Raw genomic sequence first — 21250 nt, 5'->3', positions numbered from 1 at the left:
ATCATCCCATGGCGATTGTTACAATCGCCATCGGCTACCCCTCACCCCGACCCTCTCCCCACTCCGTGGGGCGAGGGAGAATTATGGTGGAATGGCAACCAGTTAGCAGTATATCTCGATGCCGAGATACGGACACTTCACCCCCTCGCCCCGCTTGCGGGGAGAGGGTTGGGGTGAGGGGCACTTTTCAGGCGGGCTTTTACCTGATTAACCCACCTGCTGCAACAGTAGCTCGGCAAGGGGGGTTTCGGGCCGGGCGCCGAAATGGCTGATGACCTCGCCCGCCGCCAGCGAGGCGATGCGGGCGCTGTCGGCATGGTCGCGCCCCTGGGTATAGCCATAGAGAAAGCCGGCGGCGTAAAGATCGCCGGCGCCGGTCACATCGACCACCTTCTCGACCGGCCAGGCTGGCACTTCGACCGTCTGCGGGCCGGCGACGATCAGCGATCCCTTGGCGCTCCTGGTGATGGCGGCGAGGCTGCAATGCTCGCGCGTCAGGCGCACCGCCTCGTCGAAGTCGGATGTCTCCCACAAAGCCGTGATCTCATGTTCGTTGGCGAACAGGATATCGACATGGTTCTTCACCAGATCCTGGAACTCGGTGAGGTAGCGCTGCACGCAGAACGGGTCGGAGAGCGAGAGCGAGATTTCGCGCCCCGCCCCGTGGGCGAGGTTGGCGGCCTTCAGGAAAGCCTGCTTGGCCAGGGGTGGATCCCACAGATAGCCCTCAAGATAGGTCACTTTCGAGCGGGTAACGACGGCCGGGTCGACATCGTCGGGCGTCAGCTCGACGCAGGCGCCGAGATAGGTGTTCATGGTGCGCTCGGCATCGGGCGTCACGAAGATCATGCTGCGCGCGGTCGGTGTCTTGCTGGTGGCGGACGGCGTTTCGAAATGCACGCCGCTCGCCTGCATGTCGTGGCGGAAGATGCCGCCCAGCTGGTCGTTGCCGACCTTGCCGATATAGGCGCCGCGTCCGCCGAGCGACGCCACGCCGGCAATGGTATTGCCGCAGGAACCGCCTGAAACTTCGACCGCCGGACCCATGGCATCATAAAGTTCCTCGGCCCGGGCGGCATCGATCAGGGTCATGGTGCCCTTGTTGAGGCGCAGGCGATCGATGAAATCCAGATCGCAATGGGCCAGCACATCGACAATCGCATTGCCGATGCCGCAGACATCAAAGGGCTTGCCGTCAAACAACTTGTCGCTCATTCATCCCCGCCGGAAAAGCATGGTCAAGACGCCCGAATTTGGCGCCAGTCGCGGCGGAGTATAGGGATCGAGGACGCGAGGGCAAGCGAAGCGGGGAAAATCGAGTTCGGCCCCCGGCCCCCCTCCCGGCCTCCCCCCTGAAGGTGGGAGGAGCCGCTGTTGCAACCACCTCGCTTTAATCTCCTCCCACCTTCAGGGGGGAGGTCGGGAGGGGGGGCGAAGCTGCCGCAGTCTCTCCCTTCAACTGATCACATCCTGGGGGCAGCGCTTGAGGGCGAAGAAGGGCATGTAGCCATAGCCGGTGCCCGAGCAGGTCTCGGCGGCGGCATTCGGTCCTAGGAGCCTGAGGGTGCAGTCGAGCAGGCCGATATGCGGCCAGGGGCTCGCCCGGAAATCCTGGCGATAGGTGGCGACGCCGTCCTTCACCGCCAGATCGATGCCGGACGGCGGATCGCCCATCTGCCGGTCGCGGAAGGCGATGCCTTCAGGCCCGATATCGATGCGGTAGCCGGTATCGTCGCACCAGGAGCCATAGAGGGGATCGGCCGTGGCCGCTTGCGCGACCATCGGTGCCAGATAGCTTGCGGCGAGACAGACGGCCCCGATCAGCCGGGAAATGCCCCGAAAGCCGCCCTTGTGCATGCCCGGCACGCGCCTATGTCCTTTGGGTTGACGCATCGTCACTCAATCAAGTTGTTTCCCAGCATGTTGTTTCCAAGGCCAGCTTTCCGCTAAAAAGTGGCAACTTTCTGACAGAACTGGATATTTCTTTGCTGCACGCCCTCTCCCTCGCCTTCGGCCAGCTCTCCGATCCGCGTATCAAGAAAGTCATCGGTATCAGCATCGTCATCGCGGCGGCGGTCTTTGTCGGCCTCTATTTCGCGACCGACTATGCCTTTTCGATCTTTCTCAACCTCGATGGTTGGCTGGGCGCCCTCCTCAGCGGCGCCGGTACGTTCTTCTTCGCCTGGTTCACATTCCCGATCGTGACCGCGACCACCGCCGCCTTCTTCGCCGACGAGGTCGTCGATGCGGTGATGGCCCGGCACTATCCGGAACGGTCGCAGCCTTTCAAGGTTTCGATTGCCGAAACGGTGATCGATGGCGTGAAGCTTGCCAGCATCGCCATCCTCGCGAATATCGTGACCCTGCCGCTGCTGTTCTTTCCGCCGATCTATGCGGTGGTGGCCTACGGCCTCAACGGCTATCTGCTGGGTCGCGAGTATTACGAAATGCCCGCTTTCCGCCGCCTCGCCCGGCCGGAGGCCAAGGCACTTTTCCAGCGACACCGCGGCCGTTTCGTCTTCGCCGGCATCGTTATCGCGTTCCTCTCGACGATCCCGATTCTCAATCTCATCGCCCCCATCGTCGGCATCGCTTTTATGGTGCATATGTTTGAATCTGTGGTAAATCTGGAACCGCGCAGGGGTTAGCCCGCCGACGTGAATTCGGCGGGCGGACGGGGACGGGCAGGCGCACAATCCCGGGGTCACGACCCGGGAAAAAGTTCTCACGATTCAGGCTAGGGACCAGCACCGCATGTTTGGCAAAAAGAAAGACGAGCATCCGACCCAGGGTGCGAATGCCGCTCCGGCAACGGATGGCGAAAGCAAGAATTACGCGAAACCCGACGCGAGCATCCCGACCGCTCCCTCGCGCCCGGCCATGAACCCCGACATCGCCCGCCGCGGTCCGGATATGAGCGCCTTTGCGCCGCGTCCCGCTGGCGCCGGCGCGGCGAGCGCCCCGCGCAGCGCCGAAGCCGAGCAGAAGAAACTGATCGTCGGCCGCGATATTTTCCTCAACGGTGAAATCCGCACCTGCGACAGCCTCGTCGTCGAAGGCAAGGTCGAAGCCGTGCTCTCCGATTGCCGCGCCATGGACATCGCCCAGTCAGGCGAGTTCCGCGGTTCGGCTGAAATCGAATCCGCCGACATTTCCGGCCGCTTCGACGGCGACCTCATCGTCCGCCAGCGTCTCACCATCCGCGCCACCGGCAAGGTCCTGGGCAAGATCCGCTACGGCCAGCTCGAAGTCGAGCGCGGCGGCGTCATCTCCGGCACGATCGAAGCCCTGGCCGACGGCGCGCCCGCTCCCGCTTCTTCCTCCGGCAGCGGCCGCTAAGCCGCTTCCCAACCGGTTATCCCGGCCGCGCATGAGCCGGGAAACCGAACGGGGGCGAGGCTGGCGGCGTTGTCGACGAGGTCAGGTGTCCCGACGGGGCGCCGGTGCTGGGGGAGAGTGGAACGTGTATCGTTCCTCGAACATGAACGAAGGGGTGGGAGCGGCGTCGGGCATCGGCCTGCGTGCCCTGCATCTGCCGCTGTTGCTGGGCCTCGCTGCCCTGCTCGCCGCCTGTGCCGGCCAGCCGCACAAGGTCGGCACCGCGATGCGCGCGCCGAAGAATCCGGCCCATGGAATCCTCGAACCCGGAACGGCCAAGGCCGGCACGCCGATACCGGCGTCTCCAGTGCCGCAATCCTCGGGGCCTGAATCGGCGGCGGCATTGGCACCTCAACCTGCGCCCGCCATCATCTGGCAAAGTGCCGACAAGCTGATGGGCCTGGCGGCGGAGGAATTGCAGGCCGCCTTGGGCAAGCCCGCGCGCATCCGCGATGAAGATGCCGGCCGCATCTACCAGTATATCGGCAGCGATTGCGTGCTCGACCTCTTCCTCTATCCGCAGGACACGGGCGGCTATCGCGTCTCCTATGCCGAGGCGCGGTCGGTGACGGCGGAAAAGAAGCCGGTCGACGCCTGCCTCAAATCGCTGCCAGCACCCATCGTCGCCGACAACGTCCCTAGCAGCTGAATTATTGAAGGCGATCTATTTGCCGCCGGACTTGGCCTCGCGCCGGGCGGCTTTCTCGGCGATGCCGGAGATGCCTTCGCGTTCCTTGAGCTTGGCCCAGACATCGCCGGGCGAAACGCCGCGATCGGCCCACAGCACCAGCAGGTGATAGAGCAGGTCCGAGGATTCGGCGACCAGGGCCGCCTTGTCGCCGCGCATGGCTTCGATCACGGTTTCGACCGCCTCTTCGCCCAGCTTCTGGGCGATCTTGGCGGTGCCCTTATGGAATAATTGCGCGGTGTGCGACTGGGTCACGTCGCCCCCTTTCCGCCCTTCGATGGTGCGAAACAGGCTATCCAGGACCGTCGCGTCGAACTTCTTGGCAGACATCTCGAAATACCTTTACAGCACCTTAACCTCAGGGGCGCATCTGCAGGCCCGCCTCCAGCATATGGGCTTTTGCTTGCGCAATGGTAAAGGTGCCAAAATGAAAGATTGAAGCGGCCAACACCGCCGTTGCATGGCCGTCGCGGATGCCGGCGACCAGATCGTCGAGGCTCCCGACACCCCCTGAGGCGATGACCGGCACCGTGACCGCGTCGGCGATCGCGCGGGTCAGGGGGATGTTGTAGCCCTTCTTCGTTCCGTCGCGGTCCATCGAGGTCACCAGCAATTCGCCGGCGCCGTTCTCGGCCATGCGCCTTGCAAACGCGACCGCGTCGATGCCGGTGGCTTCGCGGCCGCCATGGGTGAAGATTTCGAACCTGCCCGGCGCCGTCTCCTTGGCGTCGATCGAGACGACGATGCATTGATCGCCGAATTTCTGCGCCGCCTCCTTGACGAAATCGGGATTCTTCACCGCCGCCGTATTGATCGACACCTTGTCGGCGCCGGCCAGCAGCAGCTTCCTGATATCCTCGGATTTGCGCACGCCGCCACCGACGGTGAGCGGCATGAAGCAGGCCTCGGCGGTTTTCGACACCACATCGTAAAGCGTGTCGCGGTTCTCGTGGCTTGCGGTGATATCGAGGAAGGTGAGCTCGTCGGCGCCAGCGGCATCATAAAGCCTGGCCTGCTCGACCGGATCGCCGGCATCGACCAGGTTGACGAAATTGACCCCCTTCACCACGCGCCCGTCCTTCACGTCGAGACAGGGGATAACGCGCATCTTCAGCATGGCAATTGACCTTCGACAGTGAGCCCAGTCGAACCATACCTCCCTCCCTGGCCCTCCCCCTCAAGGGGGGAGGGAAAAGGAAAATCCGCCTTCCTTGATGAGAGGAAAAGGACGTCCTCTCCCCCCTGTCGACGCATGTCGGCCTTCGCCTCCGGGAGGGGGAGAGTTAGAGAGGGGGGTGATTGCAAAACCGGATTCATGCCGACCGCTCCCGCAGCAACTGCAGTGCTTCCTTGAGATCCAGCCTTCCGTCATAGATGGCGCGGCCGGAGATGACGCCGACGATGCCGCCGCCGCGTTTGCGCGATTGCGGCAGAATGTCGAGCAGGGCTTCGATATCGGCCAGCGACGAGACGCCGCCCGAGGCGATGACGGGGATGCTCAAGGCAGCCGCAAGTTCCGCCGTCGCGCTGACGTTGACGCCCTTGAGCAGCCCGTCGCGGTCGATGTCGGTGTAGATGATGGCGGCGACACCAGCATCTTCGAAACGGGCTGCCAGATCGCGTGCCGTGAGTTCGGACGTTTCCGCCCAGCCTTCGACGGCGACCCTGCCGCCCTTGGCGTCGATGCCGACGGCGATCTTGCCCGGGAAATTGCGGCAGGCTTCCTTGACCAGGTCCGGATTCTTCAAGGCGACGGTGCCGAGAATGATGCGCGCCACGCCTCGCTTCAGCCAGGCTTCGATGCGCGCCATGTCGCGGATGCCGCCGCCCAGCTGTACCGGCAGCGCGGTCGCCTTCAGGATGCGCTCGACCGCCGCTTCATTGACGGGGGCGCCGGCAAAGGCACCGTCGAGATCGACGAGGTGCAGCCATTCGGCCCCGGCCGCCGCGAACTGCCGCGCCTGGTCGGCGGGATCGGTGTTGAACACGGTCGCACTCGCCATGTCGCCCTTCACCAGGCGCACGCATTGGCCGTTCTTGAGATCGATCGCGGGGAAGAGGATCATGCTGCACCTTCCAGCGATTTCCAGAAATAGAGGCCGCCGACATATTGCCCATCGACCTGGGCATAGCGCGGATGCCGGCCGATTTCGTGATAGCCCATGGCGCGGTAGAGGCTGATCGCCGCCTGCTGCGTTTCGCGCACATCGAGGTTGAGCACCTTGACGCCGCGCGCCCGCGCTTCCGCTTCGACCGCGAGCGTGAGATGCCGCGCCAGGCCATGGCCGCGCGCCCAGGGGGCGACGAAGGAGGTGGTGAGCTGCGCCGAGTGGCTCTGCGCTTCGTTGTTGCGCGTGGGCCGCACCAGCTGCGCCGAACCCGCGATGGCGCCATCGAGCTTGCCGATGAAGAGCGCGCGGTCGGGCACCAAGGTGACGCCCTTCCAGAACACTTCGAGGATGTTGCGGTGTGGCGGCTTCAGCCAGCCGAAACCGCCGCCGGCCTCGATCGCGGCCTCGGTTGCCTCGCACAGCTCCTCAAGCTCGCTGCGCTTCAATTCCGTGACGATGCTGATGGCGAGATCGGCCATGTCTTCAAGGCTTCCAGCGCAGGAAATTGGCGAGCAAGGCAAGGCCCACGGCCTGGCTCTTTTCGGGGTGGAATTGCAGTCCCACCATATTGTCGCGGCCGATCGCGGCGGCGACGGGGCCGCCATAATCGACATCGGCCAGCACCTCGTCCGGATTGTCGGCGATGAAGTGGTAGGAATGGACGAAATAGCCATGGGCGCCGGTCTCGAGGCCCGCGAAGATCGGATGTTCCGGCTTCTTCAGCCTGAGATCGTTCCAGCCCATCTGCGGGATCTTCAAGCCGGGATCGTTCGGCATCAGCCTGACGACGCGGCCCTTGATCCAGTCGAGGCCGGGATGCTCGCCATATTCGACGCCGACCGTCGCCATCAACTGCATGCCGACACAGATGCCCAGGAACGGCCGGCCTTTTTCCAACACCGCCTCGCGCATGGCGGCAATGCCGCCCGGCACGGCCTCGAGCCCGCGCTTGCATTCGGCAAAGGCACCCACACCGGGCAGCACGATGCGGTCGGCGCGTGCGATTGCGTCCGCGTCGGCGGTGACGATGACCTCCTCGCCATGCGCGGTAGCGGCATGGGCCAAGGCCTTGGCGGCGGATTTGAGATTCCCCGCGCCGTAATCGACGATCGCGACCGTCATGACGATCTGGCGAGCGACGCCCCTAGGGTGCCCTTGGTCGACGGCACGGAATCGGATTTTCGCGGATCGATCTCGATGGCGTGGCGGAGGGCGCGGGCCAGCGCCTTGAAGCAGCTCTCGACGATATGGTGGTTGTTCTCGCCATAGAGATTTTCGACATGGAGCGTCAGGCCCGCATTCTGCGCGAAGGCCTGGAACCATTCCTTGAACAGCTCCGTGTCCATCTCGCCCAGTTTGTCGCGGCTGAAGGTGACCTTCCAGATGAGATAGGCGCGGTTCGACGCATCGAGTGCCACGCGGGTCAGCGTTTCATCCATCGGGATGGTCGCCTCGCCATAGCGGTTGATGCCGACGCGCTCGCCCAGGGCCCGGGAAACGGCCTGGCCGATGGCGATGCCGGTATCCTCGGTGGTGTGGTGATGGTCGATATGAAGATCGCCCTTCGCCTTGCATTTGAGGTCGATCAGGGAATGCCTGGCCAGCTGGTCCAGCATGTGGTCGAGAAAGCCGATGCCGGTCGCAATCTCCGACCGGCCCTGCCCGTCGAGATTGACCTCGACCGCGATCTCGGTTTCCTTGGTCCGCCGTTCGATCCGACCCGTGCGCATTTTGCCGATCCGTTTTCGTAAAAAGGCCTTAATTGGCGGGTTCTTAGCAGCCGCCGGGCGATCTGGCCAGTGGCTTGGCGTTGCCGCCATTTTAAGAGCGTCATCCCCGGGCATGACGCAGAACAGGATGGGTCAGATTCTTGCGGCTTGATTGGGGCCCGGCGTTAACCTATCTCCCAAGCAACCGCTTTGCCCCCGCCCCCGGAGACATCAAACCCGGGGGAAATTAAGGATTTTCCATGTCGCGTGATGAGAATGATAAACACGGCCTTGCTCCCTGGCATGGCACCACGATCCTGCTCGTGCGCAAGGGGGCGGAGGTTGTGCTGGCCGGGGACGGTCAGGTGACCGTGGGGCCGACGGTGATGAAATCCAATGCCAAGAAGCTGCGGCGGCTCGGCAAGGGTCAGGTCATCGCCGGTTTTGCCGGCGCCACGGCCGACGCCCTAACCCTGTTCGAGCGGCTGGAGGCCAAATTGGAGCAATATCCGGCCCAGCTCGCCCGCGCTTGCGTGGAATTGGCCAAGGATTGGCGCACCGATCGCTATCTGCGGCGGCTTGAGGCCATGATGGCGGTGGCGGACACGTCCGTGAGCCTGATCCTGACCGGCACGGGGGACGTGCTGGAGCCGGAAGACGGGCTCATAGGCATCGGGTCGGGCGGCGCCTATGCGCTGGCGGCGGCGCGGGCATTGATCGATATCGAGGGCATGGACGCGGAAGCGATCGCCAGGAAGTCGATGAAGATCGCCGGCGACATCTGCATCTACACCAACCACAATGTCCTCATTGAAAAGCTGTGATCCGATGAACGACACGAACGCCGCCCGCAAATCCACGACCAAGACCGAAGAGCCACTGGTCACCTCCTCGCTGACGCCGCGCGAGATCGTTTCCGAACTCGACCGCTTCATCGTCGGGCAGAACGATGCCAAGCGCGCCGTGGCCATTGCCTTGCGCAACCGCTGGCGCCGCCAGCAGCTCGAACCCGGCATGCGCGAGGAAGTCAATCCGAAGAACATCCTGATGATCGGGCCGACGGGTGTTGGCAAGACCGAGATCGCGCGGCGCCTGGCCAAGCTCGCGCAAGCGCCGTTCCTCAAGGTCGAGGCGACGAAATTCACCGAGGTCGGCTATGTCGGGCGCGATGTCGAGCAGATCGTGCGTGACCTCATCGAAATCGCCATCACCATGTCGAAGGACAAGATGCGCCGCCAGGTGCGCGCCAAGGCCGAGACATTGGCCGAGGAACGCGTGCTCGACGCGTTGGTCGGCGAAGGTGCGGGGTCTGAGACGCGCGCCAAGTTCCGCCGCATGCTGCGCTCCGGCGAGCTCGACGAGAAGGAGATCGAGCTCAATCTCAAGGACAATGCCTCGACCTCGATGCCCACCATCGATATTCCCGGCATGCCGGGCGCCTCGATGGGCATGATCAATCTCAATGAAATGCTGGGCGGGGCGCTGGGCGGCCGTACCAGGGCGCGGCGCATGAACGTGGCCGAATCCTACGACGTGCTGGTGGCCGAGGAAGCCGACAAGCTCCTCGACATGGAGAAGGTGACGGCCGAGGCCATCCGTGCCGTCGAGCAGAACGGCATCGTCTTCCTCGACGAGATCGACAAGATCTGCGCGCGCGAAGGCCGGGCCGGCGCCGATGTCAGCCGCGAAGGCGTGCAGCGCGATCTGCTGCCGCTCATCGAGGGAACGCAGGTGGCGACCAAGCATGGGCAGGTGAAGACCGACCATATCCTCTTCATCGCCTCGGGCGCCTTCCACATCGCCAAGCCCAGCGACCTGCTGCCCGAACTGCAGGGTCGCCTGCCCATCCGCGTCGAGCTCGACGCGCTCTCGCGCGCCGATCTGCGGCGCATCCTCACGGAACCGGAAGCCAGCCTCATCAAGCAATATGTGGCGCTGCTGGCAACCGAAGGTGTGACACTCGGTTTCACCGACGATGCGATCGACGCGCTGGCCGACCTTGCGACCGAGATCAATGCCAGCGTCGAAAATATCGGCGCGCGGCGTTTGCAGACGGTGCTCGAACGCCTGCTCGAGGAAGTCAGCTTCACGGCCTCGGAGATGAGCGGCAAATCGGTCAGCATCGACGGCAATTACGTCCGCGAACGCGTGGCGCCCTTGGCCAGGAACGCGGATCTTTCGAAGTTCATTCTGTAGCCGTGCTTCTTCAATTGCCATGCCCCGGCTCGACCGGGGCATCCATGCATCGTCTGCCTGATCTTGCCGGCAAACGCATGGATCCGCTGAGTTCACGCGCGAAGTGCAACACCTGCTAAGGTGTTGCTGTGATGGGACTGGAATTCACCCGCGGCTAATCGAGCATATCGGCCAGCGCCAGCACGGGCGCCTGCCGCATCGCCCCATAGCGGGCGACGAGTTCGGTAAGATCGCTGGCCACCAGGCCTTGCGGTTTGACCAGGCCGAACTCGACGGTGTCGTCGCCGAAGCGGTACTGGACCAGGCCCGGTTCATGGAGACCCTGGAAGGGCGCCACCTCATCGTCGATCACCAGGGCCGTGCTCGGTGCCCAGACCATGGCCACCCGGCCGAAATTGAAGGTGCGGTAATGATGCCCGTGGCCCGACGCCACCAGGCGCAGATTGCCCTTTTTCAACCGTTCCAGGACCGCCACCCGGCCCGGACGCAGCACGCACCAGATGGGATCGCCCTCTTCATCGACCTCGTTGACGAAGAGCGGCTTGTGTAGAAAGAGGCCGAGCGGCCGGTCGCCGGCAGCGGCGATCTCGCGTTCCAGCCAGTCCAGCTGCTCCGCCTCGGCGGCGAGATCGCTGCCCAGGAGCTGGGCGTTCATTCCCAGGATGCGCCAGCGGCCCAGATCCCTTCCCCACCGATCGGGCCCGATATGCGCCAGGAAGCGCTGCCGGCGGACATCGGTAATCCGTTGTCCCATATAGGGTTTTGGACCGGTATCGCCGATATCGTGATTGCCCGGCAGTGCCGCCCAGGGAACCTCGATCCGGTCCAACTCACTGCGGACGAAGGCGTGGTCGGGGCCATGATCCGGGTCGCACAGGACCAGGTCGCCCGTCGCCACCACCAGATCCGGCCGCGCGCGGTTGATATGATCGCGGCAAGCGGCCCAGCCGGCGTAATTATAGGCGCGCTCGGCGCTGAGATGCAGGTCGGTCACCTGGATGAGGCGATGGGTGGGCATGGCGCGGGCTCCTGGCTCGGGCGAGATGAACCGCCTCTCCTAGCCGGCCGGCAATTGCAGCTTGGTGACGGCCGGGTGACAGAAGCTCAAGAAAACACTTGTCGCGACGCCGCCACTGCTCCTAGGAATTGTCAGAGAAATCACCTCGGCGTGTAGCAAACCGGCCTTGCCCGAAACAATCGTTAATTTCGGCGGCCGAAGCCATATCGCCCGAAGCCCTATCGCCCGGGGCCATATCGCCTGGGCAGGTCGACCGGGATGGACTGGAGAGCCCGCTTGCAATCGTACGGCACGGCATCTGGCGCGTTCATTGTCCCGGACCTGGACAGGCCGGGGGTGGGCAATCCGCCGCTCGATCTGTGCCCCGACGACCCGCTGCAGGCCGCTTCATGGGAGGAGCGCCGGCTCAAGGCCCTGGAAGAGACGGGCCTCCTCGATTCCGGCGCGGATCTGGCCTTCGACGATCTTGCCGCCCTGGCGGCGCAGGTCTGCGTCACCCGCCTTGCCTTCGTCGTCCTGGTCGCCAAGGACAGGCTGTGGTTCAAATCCGCCCATGGCAGTCCCTTGCGGGAATATCCGCGCCACGGCTCGTTCTGCGATGCCGCGATCCGTGGCAAGGGCATTCTGGCCATTTCCGATCTCGCCGAAGATGCGCGCTTTGCCGACCATCCGATGGTGCGCGAGAACGGCCTGCGCTTCTATGCCTCGGCGCCGATCAGGTCGCCGGGCAGCCAGATCCTGGGCACGCTGGCCGTGCTCGACCGCACCCCGCGGCCGCTCGAGGAGGCGCAGGCGCAAGGCCTCAGCCGGCTGGCGCGCCAATGCGACAATCTCATCGCCTTGCGCGGCTTGCTCAGCGACCTCGAACAGGTGGTCTCGCACCGCACGCAGGCCCTGCGCGCAACCGAGGCGCGCCTCAGCGGCTTCATGCAGCACGCGCCTATCACCATGTCGGTCAAGGATCTCGACGGCCGCTATCTGATGGTCAACCGAGCCAGCGAGCGCTTCTATGGAAGGCCCGCCGCCGAGATTCTCGGGCGCCGGATTTCCGATATCGAAACCTCCGGTGGCGCCGCCGCCATCAACGAGCTCGAAGCCGACATGCGCATCGCTGGAAAGGCGCTGACGCGCGAGATCTGCTACGAGCGCGACGGCGGCAAGCGCTGGTATCGCGATATCAAATTCCCCATCCCCGACGAGAGTGGCGCCACCATCGCCATGGGCGGCATCGGCGTCGAGATAACGGCGACGAAACTGGCGCAGGAAGAACTGATCGACGCCAAGGAACATGCCGAAGCCGCCAATCAGGCGAAATCGCAGTTCCTGGCCAATATGAGCCATGAATTGCGCACGCCCTTGAATGCCATCCTCGGCTTCTCGGAGATTCTCGCACGTGGGGCGCTGGGCCCGGTCGGCCCGGAAAAGACGAAGGCATATGCCGGCGACATCCATGAAAGCGGCCGGCTGCTGCTCAACATCATCAATGACATTCTCGATCTGTCGAAGATCGAAGCGGGCCGCATGGCCTTAAGCGAAGCGCCCTGCGACCTCAGCGATATCGCGCGCGGTGCCCTCAACCTGGTCGCCAATGCCGCCCAGGCCAAGAGTATCCGGCTGGTCAATGCCGTGCCCGCCGATCTCCCCATGGTGCAGGCGGACGAGCGCGCGCTGACGCAGATCCTGCTCAACCTCGTCAACAATGCCGTGAAGTTCACCTTGCCGGGCGGCGAGATCAAGGTCGAAGGCGCCCTCGTCAACCGGGGCGATGTCGGCGACGGGATCGCCATCGCCGTTTCCGATACCGGCATCGGCATCGCCAGCGAGGATATCCCGCTGGTCTTCTCCGCCTTCGGCCAGGTGCAGGATGCGTTCGTGCGCGGCCATGAAGGTGCCGGCCTCGGCCTCCCCATCGCCCGGGCGCTTGCCGAAGTCCAGGGCGGCAAGCTCGACCTCCACAGCCGGGTGGGTATCGGCACCCGCGTCACCCTCTGGCTGCCGAAGGAACGCATCATCCACGGGTGAGGCGATGGCGGACTGGATCGCGCGGCTGTACTTCTCCTGAAAGTTCACTTAAATTGGCGTGACACTCTTTAAGGTTTAGGGACTCGCCATGAGTTTCCGCACCGGAGTTGCCGCCGCGAAGGACCATCTGGAGACGATCCGCTCGATCGTCATTTCCGTTGCGGTGCTGGCGCTTTCCATTGCGCTTGTCATCATCGTCGTGGAGAGCTTCCGCGAACGGCGTCCTGTCCTCCGGCCGATCCATATCCCCGAGAGCCTCGATGCGCAGGGCTTTTCCCAGGACGTCCTCTCGGCAACGATCCTCAGCCGCGTATCGGAATTGCAGGAAGAGGCCATTCGTTCCAACGACCGATCCTACTGGATCGGAAGCAGCGGCAGCGATGAAGACAGGAACAAGCGGCACCCCAATGTCGCGGGCGGAGCGGACCCGCTGGAAAAGCTGACGCTGCCCGGCACCGACGCGTCCCTTCAGGTGCTGGTGACCATCCTCAACAGGTTTCTAGGTACATCGCCGCCCGTCATCGATGTCGGCATCTGGGAAGCGGAAGCGAAATCCACGTTTGCCTTTTCGCTGCAATATTCCGGCCCGAAACTGCCCGGGAGCACCAACTACCTGATCCTCTCCGGCGCTTCGGAAGAGCCGCGCGGCGCCGGCGCGATCAATCCCAACATGATCGGCGATATCGCCGAGCGCATACTTTGGCTGATCGATCCGGTCTCCTATGCCAGGCTGCTGCTCTATAATCCGGGAGCCTTGTCGTTCTTTCCCAGCAATTACCGGCCGATGGCGGGGGCGCCGTCCGACGGGGGACGCGATCCCTGGTATGAAAACACAGCGGTCGAACTGCTGACCTATTGCACCGACGGCGGCTGTTCCGACCCGATCGACAAGGCCGAAGCGCATGTCGAGCTCGCGCGCATCGCCTTGCGATGGAACGAGAACCGGCGTGCCATCGAAAACTTCACTCAGGCTTTCCAGGTCAAGGGTTTCGCACCGCAGCCGGTGCAGCGCCTCGATTTCGCCTATGCGCTTCTGGGCGACGATCAGGCGGTCAAGGCTCTTACCGTATTGCGCGGGATCAGGCCGCAGAAGGAAGTCCCGGCCGACGGGAAATCCCTCTATGCATCCGGCGATTCCGTCGGAAGTCCGTTCGATCAGCTGCGCGCCTTTCCGACTTATCGATATGTGATCGAGCGGGCCTCGGCGCTCCGCCTGTCCGCCTACGCGCGATCCCTCGATTTCCGCAATCTGGACGTCCTCATGCGCGATTTCGATTCGTCCGTCCGGCGCGAGGGAACGGCGCGTCTCGATCACAGCATCGCCATGGACCTGCAGGCCATTCTGGACCGGCCGAGCGACGCGAAAATCGATCTGGGCAGCCTGGACCGGCTGGAAGCTTTTTCCGTCCTCACCCGCTGGTCGGCCATCGATCGGACCGTCAAATTGCTGACGCCCCGGACAAAGGCGCAAAAGGCGGCGCTGAGCGAGCGGCTGAAATACTGGCAGGACATAAAAGACAACGAAGCCGGCAGGCCGGTCGCGGAAAAAGACCTCCGGGCGCGCTGGCCGATTCTGTTGTGGGGGATGGAGCCGCAGGAACAGACCGTTTTCATGCTCGACCATCTGGCCCAGGACGCAGTGCCGGAAGCGCGCGGTGACATTCGAAAGGTTGAACTGCTGTTTCTCGTCCGACTGCTGTCGCGCGAATTCGATGAGATGCGCGCTTACGATGTCCCGCGCCTGATAAAGGAATATGTGCGCCGCGTCGCGACGGATCGACAGGACGATATGCGCCCGCATCTCGAACCGCGGTTCGCGCGGCTGCTGTCCAGGCTCACGCTTTGGAACAGTCGGCCGGCCGATTCCGCCGGGACCGACCCTCTTTCCCTGCTCGCCCCGATCGGGACCATAACGGTCGCGCGCGGGGTCAATCCGCTATATTTGAATCAAGACCCCAAAGCGCGCGCGGAGGCCTTTGCCGACGCGGCCGATCGCCTGCGCGAACGTTGCGGCGCCCCCTTGCCCGAGCTCTACATGGCCGATGCATTCGTCGCCCTCACCGTCGGCCGAAGGCCGATCGACGCAAGTCCAGGCGATCTAGAGAATTATTTCGGATCCGCGGCGATCGATACCGGCTGGTTCAACGAATCCATATGCAGGCCCGAACTGCGCCAGTCACCCGATCAGATAGACTACCTCCTGGCGATGCGCGCGATGGCATATTCGCTTGCCGCGAAGGAAGGAGGATCGTCGGGCCAGGCCGATGAAGATCTGGCGCATGAAGATGACGAGGCGGCCATTTCGACCGCCCGGAACATTCGCAGCACCCCCGCGCATCTTCTGTATCCAGGGGTGCTGATCGCGCGAGGGAAATGCGCTGAGGCGGCAGCCTGGATCGAAGAACAGGGCGCCGCCCGCACCGGGATGGATGGATATGGCTATTCCGACGAACGCTTCCTTGCCGCGGCGCTTCTCGGCAAGGCACTGCATTGCGCGGATCGCGATGACGAGGCGATCGCCTTCCTTCGGAAGGATATGGAGTACACGCCATATTTTGGCGATTCCTATGACGATCGGCCGCTGGTCCTGGCGACCGCGCTGACGGAGACAAAGGGCTTGCCGGAAGCAGCGCTGGTCATGACCGATGCCTTCGCCAAGCAGGAACGCCGCCTGCCGGAATATATCGAATACGACCGGCAGGCGGACGGCGACATCCGCCGTTTCCTGCACACCGCGCGCAGGACCGTGGAACTTCTCTGCCAGTCCGGAAACCCCAGCGCGGCAAAGGACATCCTTCAGCGCAGCCTCGCGCGGATCGAAGGCGATGCGGGCGGGCTGTCGCTTTCCTCATGCCCGGCGGATGCCGGCAGCCAGGTCAAGGCTGATAGGTGATCTGCACGAAATCGCCGAGTTGATCGAGATTGTTCCAGGGCGGGCGGGGTTCGTGAAGCACCTCATCTTTCGGCCCCTGCGCCCATCCGCCGATTAGACAAGTGCTCCTCAATCCGCTATCAGGGCGGCCATGTCGGCCAAAGAACCTTCCTCTCCCCATTCTATTTCCGGGCGAGAACCCCGCGAAACCGCGCCTGAACCCGGCGCCAGCGGCGATTCCCCCATCCTTTCGGCGCGCTCGATCGCGCTCGATCTGATGGATGCCGTCTTCCGCCGCCGCAAGCCGCTCGACGAAGCGCTGGGCGAGCATGCCGAGATGGAAAAGCTCGCCACCCGCGACCGGCAGTTCGTGCGCGCCCTGGTCGCCACCACCCTGCGCCACATGGGGCAGATCGACCATGCGCTGGGGCAATGCCTGGAAAAGCCGCTCCCCGCCCGCGCCCTCATCGTGCGCAACATCCTGCGCCTGGGGGCGGCGCAGATCATGTTTCTGTCGACGGCTCCCCATGCCGCCGTCGACACGATGGTGACGCTGGCCGCCCAGCGCGGCGAAACCGGCTTCAAGGGGCTCATCAATGCGGTGCTCCGGCGCATCGCCCGCGATCCGCAGGCGTTCCTCGCCTCGGCGCCGGCCGGTGCCGTCAGCTTGCCCGACTGGTTGTGGCAAAGCTGGGTCAAGGCCTATGGCGTCGCCAAGGCAACGCAGATCGCCACCGCCCATCTTTACGAGCCGCCGCTCGATTTCTGCTGCCGCCGGCCGGCCGAGGCGGAATACTGGGCGCAGCAGCTTCATGCCCGCGTCATGCCCCTTCCCGGCACCCTGCGGCGCCCGGTGGCGTCGGAAGGCGGCGAGCGGCTGCATCAGCGGGTCGAAGACCTGCCCGGCTATGCCGAAGGCGCCTGGTGGGTGCAGGACCTGGCGGCACAGATTCCGGCGCGGCTGCTCGGCAATGTGGCCGGCAAGCGCGTCATCGACCTTTGCGCGGCACCCGGCGGCAAGACGGCGCAGCTCGCCGCCGCCGGCGCCCAGGTGACGGCGCTCGACCGCTCAAGGCCGCGCCTCGCCCGCGTCAAAGAAAATCTCGAACGGCTGCGCCTCCATGCCGAACTTGAAGCCGCCGATGCGGCGCTGTGGGATCGTGGGCGCGATTTCGATGCCGTGCTGCTCGATGCGCCCTGCTCGGCTACCGGCACCATCCGCCGCCATCCGGATGTGGCGTGGCTCAAGGATCCGCGCGACCTCGGCAAGCTCACCGCGACGCAGGACCGGCTGCTCGACAAGGCGGTCTCCCTGCTGCGGCCCGGCGGTACGCTCATCTACTGCACCTGCTCGCTGCAGCCTGAGGAAGGCCCCGACCGGGTCGAAGCGGTGCTGGCCCGTCATCCCGGTCTGAAGCGCGACCGCGTTCACACGGAAGAAGTGGGCGGCCTCTTCGAACTCATCTCCCCCGCCGGCGACTTCCGCTCGCTGCCCTGCCACATCGCCGACCAGGGCGGCCTCGATGGATTTTTCGCGGCGCGGATTTTGAAGGCGGGATAGCAGCCGGCTCAACGTGTTTCCGTCAAACACCGGTGCCTGGAAGCTTGCGCGACTTCAGGAAAGACGGAGGTTCTTCATGCGCCATGCCTTTCTCTGGCTGCCCGGCGTGCCCATTCCGCTGCTCATCGTGATCTGGTTCCTGTTCCGCTGATGGAACCGCATCTCCGGCGATTCCGTTATCACTCCATGGCACGCGAACGCAAAGGCGGAGGAATGCGATGACGCAGCGGAAGGAATTCGATACGGCGATGCAGGATGTCGCCAAGGCCTATGGAAATCCCGCGAACCTGCTGGCCGACGACGATCTTTCCCGTGCGCAGAAACTGAAATTGCTGCAGCAATGGGATTACGATCTGGGGCTGCTGCTGGTGGCGGCGGAAGAACGCATGACCGGCCCCGGCGGCTCGGTGACGGCGGAGCGTATGCGCAGCGTGCGCGAGGCGATCAAGCTGCTGGGCGTCGAAAGCAGGCCGGAAGATCCGCAGGCCGCATCGAACGGCAAAGTGGCCGGCGTCGCCATTCCGGAAACGGAGACCGAGGAACCGAAGCCGAAGATCGCGCATTGATATCCCGGTAGGCGGCTTTCCCGGGATGTCTTCCCCTCCCCGGGAAGCTTCCCCGAATTCTCCTGCTCGTTGCGCTTGCACGCCATGACCCGACTGACCCCCGCCCCTGAAAAAGGCGGGGTTTTCTTCAGGACCAGTTGAGGATCACCTTGCCGGACTGGCCGGAGAGCATCGTTTCGAAGCCGGCCACGTAATCCTCGAGCGCGAATTGATGGGTGAGGATCGGGTTGAGGTTGAGGCCCGATTGCAGCATCGCCACCATCTTGTACCAGGTCTCGAACATCTCGCGGCCATAGATGCCCTTGATCTCCAGCCCCTTGAAGATGACGTTGTTCCAGTCGATCGCCGTGTTGCCGGGCGGGATGCCGAGCAAGGCCACCTTGCCGCCATGGTTCATGACGTCGAGCATGGTGTTGAAGGCCGAAGGCACGCCCGACATTTCCAGGCCCACATCGAAACCTTCGACCATGCCAAGATCCGCCATCACGTCGGCAAGCTTCTCCTTGGTCACATTGACCGCGCGCGTGGCGCCCATCTGGTGCGCCAGATCCAGCCGGTAATCGTTGACGTCGGTGATGACGACATGGCGGGCACCCACATGCTTGGCGATCGCCACCGCCATGATGCCGATGGGGCCGGCGCCGGTGATCAGCACATCCTCCCCCACCAGGTTGAAGGACAAGGCGGTGTGCGTGGCATTGCCGTAAGGGTCGAAGATGGACGCCAGATCGTCGCTGATATTGTCTGGAATCTTGAAGGCATTGACCGCCGGCAGGGCCAGGAATTCGGCGAAGGCGCCGGGCCGGTTGACGCCGATGCCGAACGTGTTGCGGCAGAGATGCCGTCGCCCGGCGCGGCAATTGCGGCAATAGCCGCAGGTCACATGGCCTTCGCCCGAGACGCGGTCGCCGATCTCGAAGCCGCGCACCTCCTGGCCCATGGCGACGATCTCGCCGACATATTCATGGCCGACATGCATGCCCACGGGCACGGTCTTTGCAGCCCACTCGTCCCATTTCCAGATATGGATGTCGGTGCCGCAGATCGCCGTCTTCCTGATGCGGATGAGGACGTCGTTATGGCCGACCTCGGGCTTGGGCACCTCGGTGAGAATGAGTCCGGGGCCGGCGCGTTCCTTGACGAGAGCTTTCATTCCTTCGTTCCTCAAATCGCGCCAAGCTGCCTGCCGACCTTGGCGAAGGCGGCGACGGCGCGGTCGATATCCTGGCGCGTATGGGCGGCGGACATCTGGGTGCGGATGCGCGCCTGGCCCTTGGGCACCACGGGATAGGAAAAGCCGATCACATAGATGCCCTCGGCCAGCAGCGCATCGGCCATGGCGGAGGCGAGCTTGGCATCGCCCAGCATGACCGGGATGATCGGGTGCTCGCCCGGCACCAGCTTGAAGCCGAGCGCGCTCATGGCGGCACGGAAATGCGTGCCGTTCTCGGCAAGACGCGCTCGCAGTTCCGCGCCCTCGCCGCTGTCGACGAGGCCGAGGCAGGTGCTGGTGGCGGCGACGATGGCCGGCATCAGCGAATTGGAAAAGAGATAGGGGCGCGAACGCTGGCGCAACAGGTCGATGACCGGCTTCTTCCCGGCGATATAACCGCCCGACGCACCGCCCAGGGCCTTGCCGAACGTGCCGGTGAAGAGGTCGATCTTCGCCAGCACGCCGTTATGCTCGGCCGAGCCGCGGCCATGCGCGCCGACAAAGCCCACGGCGTGGCTGTCATCGACCATGAGCTGCGCGTTGTAGCGCGCGGCCAGATCCGCGATCCCCTTCAAATCGGCGATGATGCCGTCCATCGAGAAGACGCCGTCCGTGGCAATGAGCTTGAAGCGGGCGCCCGCCGCATCCGCTTCCATGAGTCTGGCTTCGAGGTCGGCAAGGTCGTTATTGGCATAGCGGAAGCGCCTGGCCTTGCAAAGCCGGATGCCGTCGATGATCGAGGCATGGTTGAGCGCGTCGGAGATGACGGCATCCTCCTCCCCCAGCACGGTCTCGAACAGGCCGCCATTGGCATCGAAGCAGGATGAATAGAGGATCGCATCATCGGTGCCGAGGAAGCGGGCGATATCGGCCTCGAGCTGCTTGTGGATGTCCTGGGTTCCGCAGATGAAGCGCACGGAGGCCATGCCGAAACCGTGATCGTCCAGCGCCTGTCTGGCGGCGGCGATGAGGCGCGCATCGTTGGCCAGGCCCAGATAGTTGTTGGCGCAGAAATTGAGCACATGCTTGCCGTCGGCGAGTGCTATGTCGGCGCCCTGGGCCGTGGCGATGACGCGCTCGTTCTTCCAGAAACCGTCCGCGCGGATGGTGGCGAGGGTGCCGTCGATATGGGCCAGGAAGCCGCCGGCCAGGGATTGTTGTGCCATCGGGCAATTACTCCATTTGATTGGGCCTATGATCCTGGATCGGGCATGGGAAGCAAATGACTTTTGCGCACCGCCGGGCCTGCCGGGAATGCATTCCCCCGGGCACGTTCGCGCATTGCTCCCCATCCGCGCCCGGTCTATGAAAGGCGCCATGTATCCCCGCACCACCGACATGGCCCTGATGGCCGAACGCTGCCGGCCCGGCACCCTGGCCATCTATCGCTATTGGGACGCCAGGCGCGCCGGGCGCCCGATGCCGTCGCGGCGCGATATCGACCCGGTCGAAATGAAGCCGTGGCTGTCGCATATCCAGCTGGTCGACGTGCATCGCAATCCGCGCCGCCTGGTCTATCGGCTGGTCGGCGAACTGGATGTCAGGTTCCGCGGCTACAATCCGACCGGCCGCACGGTCGAGGAATGCGGCATCGGGCTCAGCCTCGAAGAGACGCTGAAGAATTACGACATCGTCATCACCGAGTGCCGGCCCCTCTACGACTGGTCGGACTATCTCAGCAGCTCGGGCTACCTCAAGGGCCAGGAAGAGCTGCTCATGCCCCTCTCGGACGACGGCCGGACCGTCAACATGGTGCTGACCTATGCCGAGGTCGATGAGGGGAAGTGAGATTGTGCGACCGGAAAGATAGGTGACATTTTAGACCGGAGACATGGGTAACAGTTTTCCGGTTCTGTTCTAATCCGCTTTACATCGGCCCGGCCGGGCCGATGTAAAGCGTCGCAGTTTCTTGGTCT

At 64.1% G+C, this 21250-nt stretch carries 22 protein-coding genes; 11 read left to right on the top strand and 11 right to left on the bottom strand.

The window, feature by feature from the left end:
- Positions 1-207: 207 nt before the first annotated feature.
- Together ACE3TY_RS20925 and ACE3TY_RS20920 are read right to left on the bottom strand one after the other, a co-directional pair.
- Complete coding sequence (locus ACE3TY_RS20925) at positions 208-1215, bottom strand: adenosine kinase (protein ID WP_374656664.1); 1008 nt, start codon at positions 1213-1215, stop codon at positions 208-210.
- A 240-nt stretch (positions 1216-1455) separates the two neighbouring features.
- On the bottom strand, positions 1456-1893 hold the full coding sequence (locus tag ACE3TY_RS20920) for a hypothetical protein (protein ID WP_374656662.1): 438 nt from the start codon (positions 1891-1893) through the stop codon (positions 1456-1458).
- A gap of 92 nt (positions 1894-1985) precedes the next feature.
- Between ACE3TY_RS20920 and ACE3TY_RS20915 the strand changes: the two genes are divergently transcribed.
- From ACE3TY_RS20915 to ACE3TY_RS20905, 3 genes are all read left to right on the top strand, one after another.
- Positions 1986-2648 (top strand): EI24 domain-containing protein, encoded by a 663-nt coding sequence (locus tag ACE3TY_RS20915; RefSeq protein ID WP_374656660.1) that lies wholly within the window; start codon positions 1986-1988, stop codon positions 2646-2648.
- A 106-nt stretch (positions 2649-2754) separates the two neighbouring features.
- A complete protein-coding gene (locus ACE3TY_RS20910; RefSeq protein ID WP_374656658.1) occupies positions 2755-3339 on the top strand; it encodes a polymer-forming cytoskeletal protein in 585 nt (194 codons plus the stop codon).
- A gap of 124 nt (positions 3340-3463) precedes the next feature.
- A complete protein-coding gene (locus ACE3TY_RS20905) occupies positions 3464-4027 on the top strand; it encodes a hypothetical protein (protein ID WP_374656656.1) in 564 nt (187 codons plus the stop codon).
- Between the two features lie 15 nt (positions 4028-4042).
- Here the strand turns inward: ACE3TY_RS20905 and ACE3TY_RS20900 are convergent, their stop codons facing one another.
- The 6 genes from ACE3TY_RS20900 to hisB all read right to left on the bottom strand — a co-directional run bounded on the left by ACE3TY_RS20900 (position 4043) and on the right by hisB (position 7907).
- Positions 4043-4396 carry a phosphoribosyl-ATP diphosphatase gene (locus ACE3TY_RS20900; RefSeq protein ID WP_374656654.1) on the bottom strand — a complete coding sequence of 118 codons (354 nt, stop codon included), beginning with the start codon at positions 4394-4396 and terminating at the stop codon, positions 4043-4045.
- 28 nt (positions 4397-4424) lie between these two features.
- Complete coding sequence (gene hisF, locus ACE3TY_RS20895) at positions 4425-5183, bottom strand: imidazole glycerol phosphate synthase subunit HisF (protein WP_374656652.1); 759 nt, start codon at positions 5181-5183, stop codon at positions 4425-4427.
- A gap of 196 nt (positions 5184-5379) precedes the next feature.
- Positions 5380-6132, bottom strand: a complete 753-nt coding sequence (hisA, locus tag ACE3TY_RS20890; RefSeq protein WP_374656650.1) for a 1-(5-phosphoribosyl)-5-[(5-phosphoribosylamino)methylideneamino]imidazole-4-carboxamide isomerase — start codon at positions 6130-6132, stop codon at positions 5380-5382.
- A complete protein-coding gene (locus ACE3TY_RS20885) occupies positions 6129-6656 on the bottom strand; it encodes an N-acetyltransferase family protein (RefSeq protein WP_374656648.1) in 528 nt (175 codons plus the stop codon). Before ACE3TY_RS20885 ends, hisA begins: the two co-directional genes overlap by 4 nt.
- A 4-nt stretch (positions 6657-6660) precedes the next feature.
- A complete protein-coding gene (hisH, locus tag ACE3TY_RS20880) occupies positions 6661-7299 on the bottom strand; it encodes an imidazole glycerol phosphate synthase subunit HisH (protein WP_374656646.1) in 639 nt (212 codons plus the stop codon).
- Positions 7296-7907 carry an imidazoleglycerol-phosphate dehydratase HisB gene (hisB, locus tag ACE3TY_RS20875; protein WP_374656644.1) on the bottom strand — a complete coding sequence of 204 codons (612 nt, stop codon included), beginning with the start codon at positions 7905-7907 and terminating at the stop codon, positions 7296-7298. The genes hisH and hisB overlap by 4 nt, the downstream gene beginning before the upstream one ends.
- Before the next feature lie 239 nt (positions 7908-8146).
- Here hisB and hslV point away from each other — a divergent pair, with 239 nt between their 5' ends.
- Together hslV and hslU are read left to right on the top strand one after the other, a co-directional pair.
- Positions 8147-8710 carry an ATP-dependent protease subunit HslV gene (gene hslV, locus ACE3TY_RS20870; protein WP_374656642.1) on the top strand — a complete coding sequence of 188 codons (564 nt, stop codon included), beginning with the start codon at positions 8147-8149 and terminating at the stop codon, positions 8708-8710.
- A 4-nt stretch (positions 8711-8714) separates the two neighbouring features.
- Complete coding sequence (hslU, locus tag ACE3TY_RS20865) at positions 8715-10082, top strand: ATP-dependent protease ATPase subunit HslU (RefSeq protein ID WP_374656640.1); 1368 nt, start codon at positions 8715-8717, stop codon at positions 10080-10082.
- A 154-nt stretch (positions 10083-10236) separates the two neighbouring features.
- Here the strand turns inward: hslU and ACE3TY_RS20860 are convergent, their stop codons facing one another.
- Entirely contained in the window at positions 10237-11100 is an 864-nt protein-coding gene (locus tag ACE3TY_RS20860) for a metallophosphoesterase (RefSeq protein WP_374656638.1), read from the bottom strand.
- 336 nt (positions 11101-11436) lie between these two features.
- Here ACE3TY_RS20860 and ACE3TY_RS20855 point away from each other — a divergent pair, with 336 nt between their 5' ends.
- The 5 genes from ACE3TY_RS20855 to ACE3TY_RS20835 all read left to right on the top strand — a co-directional run bounded on the left by ACE3TY_RS20855 (position 11437) and on the right by ACE3TY_RS20835 (position 18121).
- A complete protein-coding gene (locus ACE3TY_RS20855; RefSeq protein ID WP_374656636.1) occupies positions 11437-13122 on the top strand; it encodes an ATP-binding protein in 1686 nt (561 codons plus the stop codon).
- 88 nt (positions 13123-13210) lie between these two features.
- Positions 13211-16015 carry a hypothetical protein gene (locus tag ACE3TY_RS20850; protein ID WP_374656634.1) on the top strand — a complete coding sequence of 935 codons (2805 nt, stop codon included), beginning with the start codon at positions 13211-13213 and terminating at the stop codon, positions 16013-16015.
- Positions 16016-16145: 130 nt separating this feature from the next.
- Positions 16146-17555, top strand: coding sequence for an RsmB/NOP family class I SAM-dependent RNA methyltransferase (locus tag ACE3TY_RS20845; protein WP_374656632.1), 1410 nt, complete (start codon positions 16146-16148; stop codon positions 17553-17555).
- 13 nt (positions 17556-17568) lie between these two features.
- Positions 17569-17706 (top strand): hypothetical protein, encoded by a 138-nt coding sequence (locus tag ACE3TY_RS20840; RefSeq protein WP_374656630.1) that lies wholly within the window; start codon positions 17569-17571, stop codon positions 17704-17706.
- 67 nt (positions 17707-17773) lie between these two features.
- Entirely contained in the window at positions 17774-18121 is a 348-nt protein-coding gene (locus tag ACE3TY_RS20835) for a hypothetical protein (RefSeq protein WP_374656628.1), read from the top strand.
- A 127-nt stretch (positions 18122-18248) separates the two neighbouring features.
- Here the strand turns inward: ACE3TY_RS20835 and tdh are convergent, their stop codons facing one another.
- Both tdh and ACE3TY_RS20825 read right to left on the bottom strand, forming a co-directional pair.
- Positions 18249-19274: an L-threonine 3-dehydrogenase gene (tdh, locus tag ACE3TY_RS20830; protein ID WP_374656626.1), complete on the bottom strand. Its 1026-nt coding sequence runs from the start codon at positions 19272-19274 to the stop codon at positions 18249-18251.
- Positions 19275-19285: 11 nt separating this feature from the next.
- Complete coding sequence (locus ACE3TY_RS20825; RefSeq protein WP_374656624.1) at positions 19286-20500, bottom strand: glycine C-acetyltransferase; 1215 nt, start codon at positions 20498-20500, stop codon at positions 19286-19288.
- A gap of 151 nt (positions 20501-20651) precedes the next feature.
- On the opposite strand from ACE3TY_RS20825, the gene ACE3TY_RS20820 reads away from it, so the two are divergent.
- Entirely contained in the window at positions 20652-21122 is a 471-nt protein-coding gene (locus ACE3TY_RS20820; protein ID WP_374656622.1) for a PAS domain-containing protein, read from the top strand.
- The last annotated feature ends 128 nt before the right edge of the window (positions 21123-21250 follow it).

The organism is Dongia sp., from assembly GCF_041918875.1.
Classification (GTDB): Bacteria; Pseudomonadota; Alphaproteobacteria; order Dongiales; family Dongiaceae; genus Dongia.
This window is presented reverse-complemented; position numbering and strand designations above follow the sequence as displayed.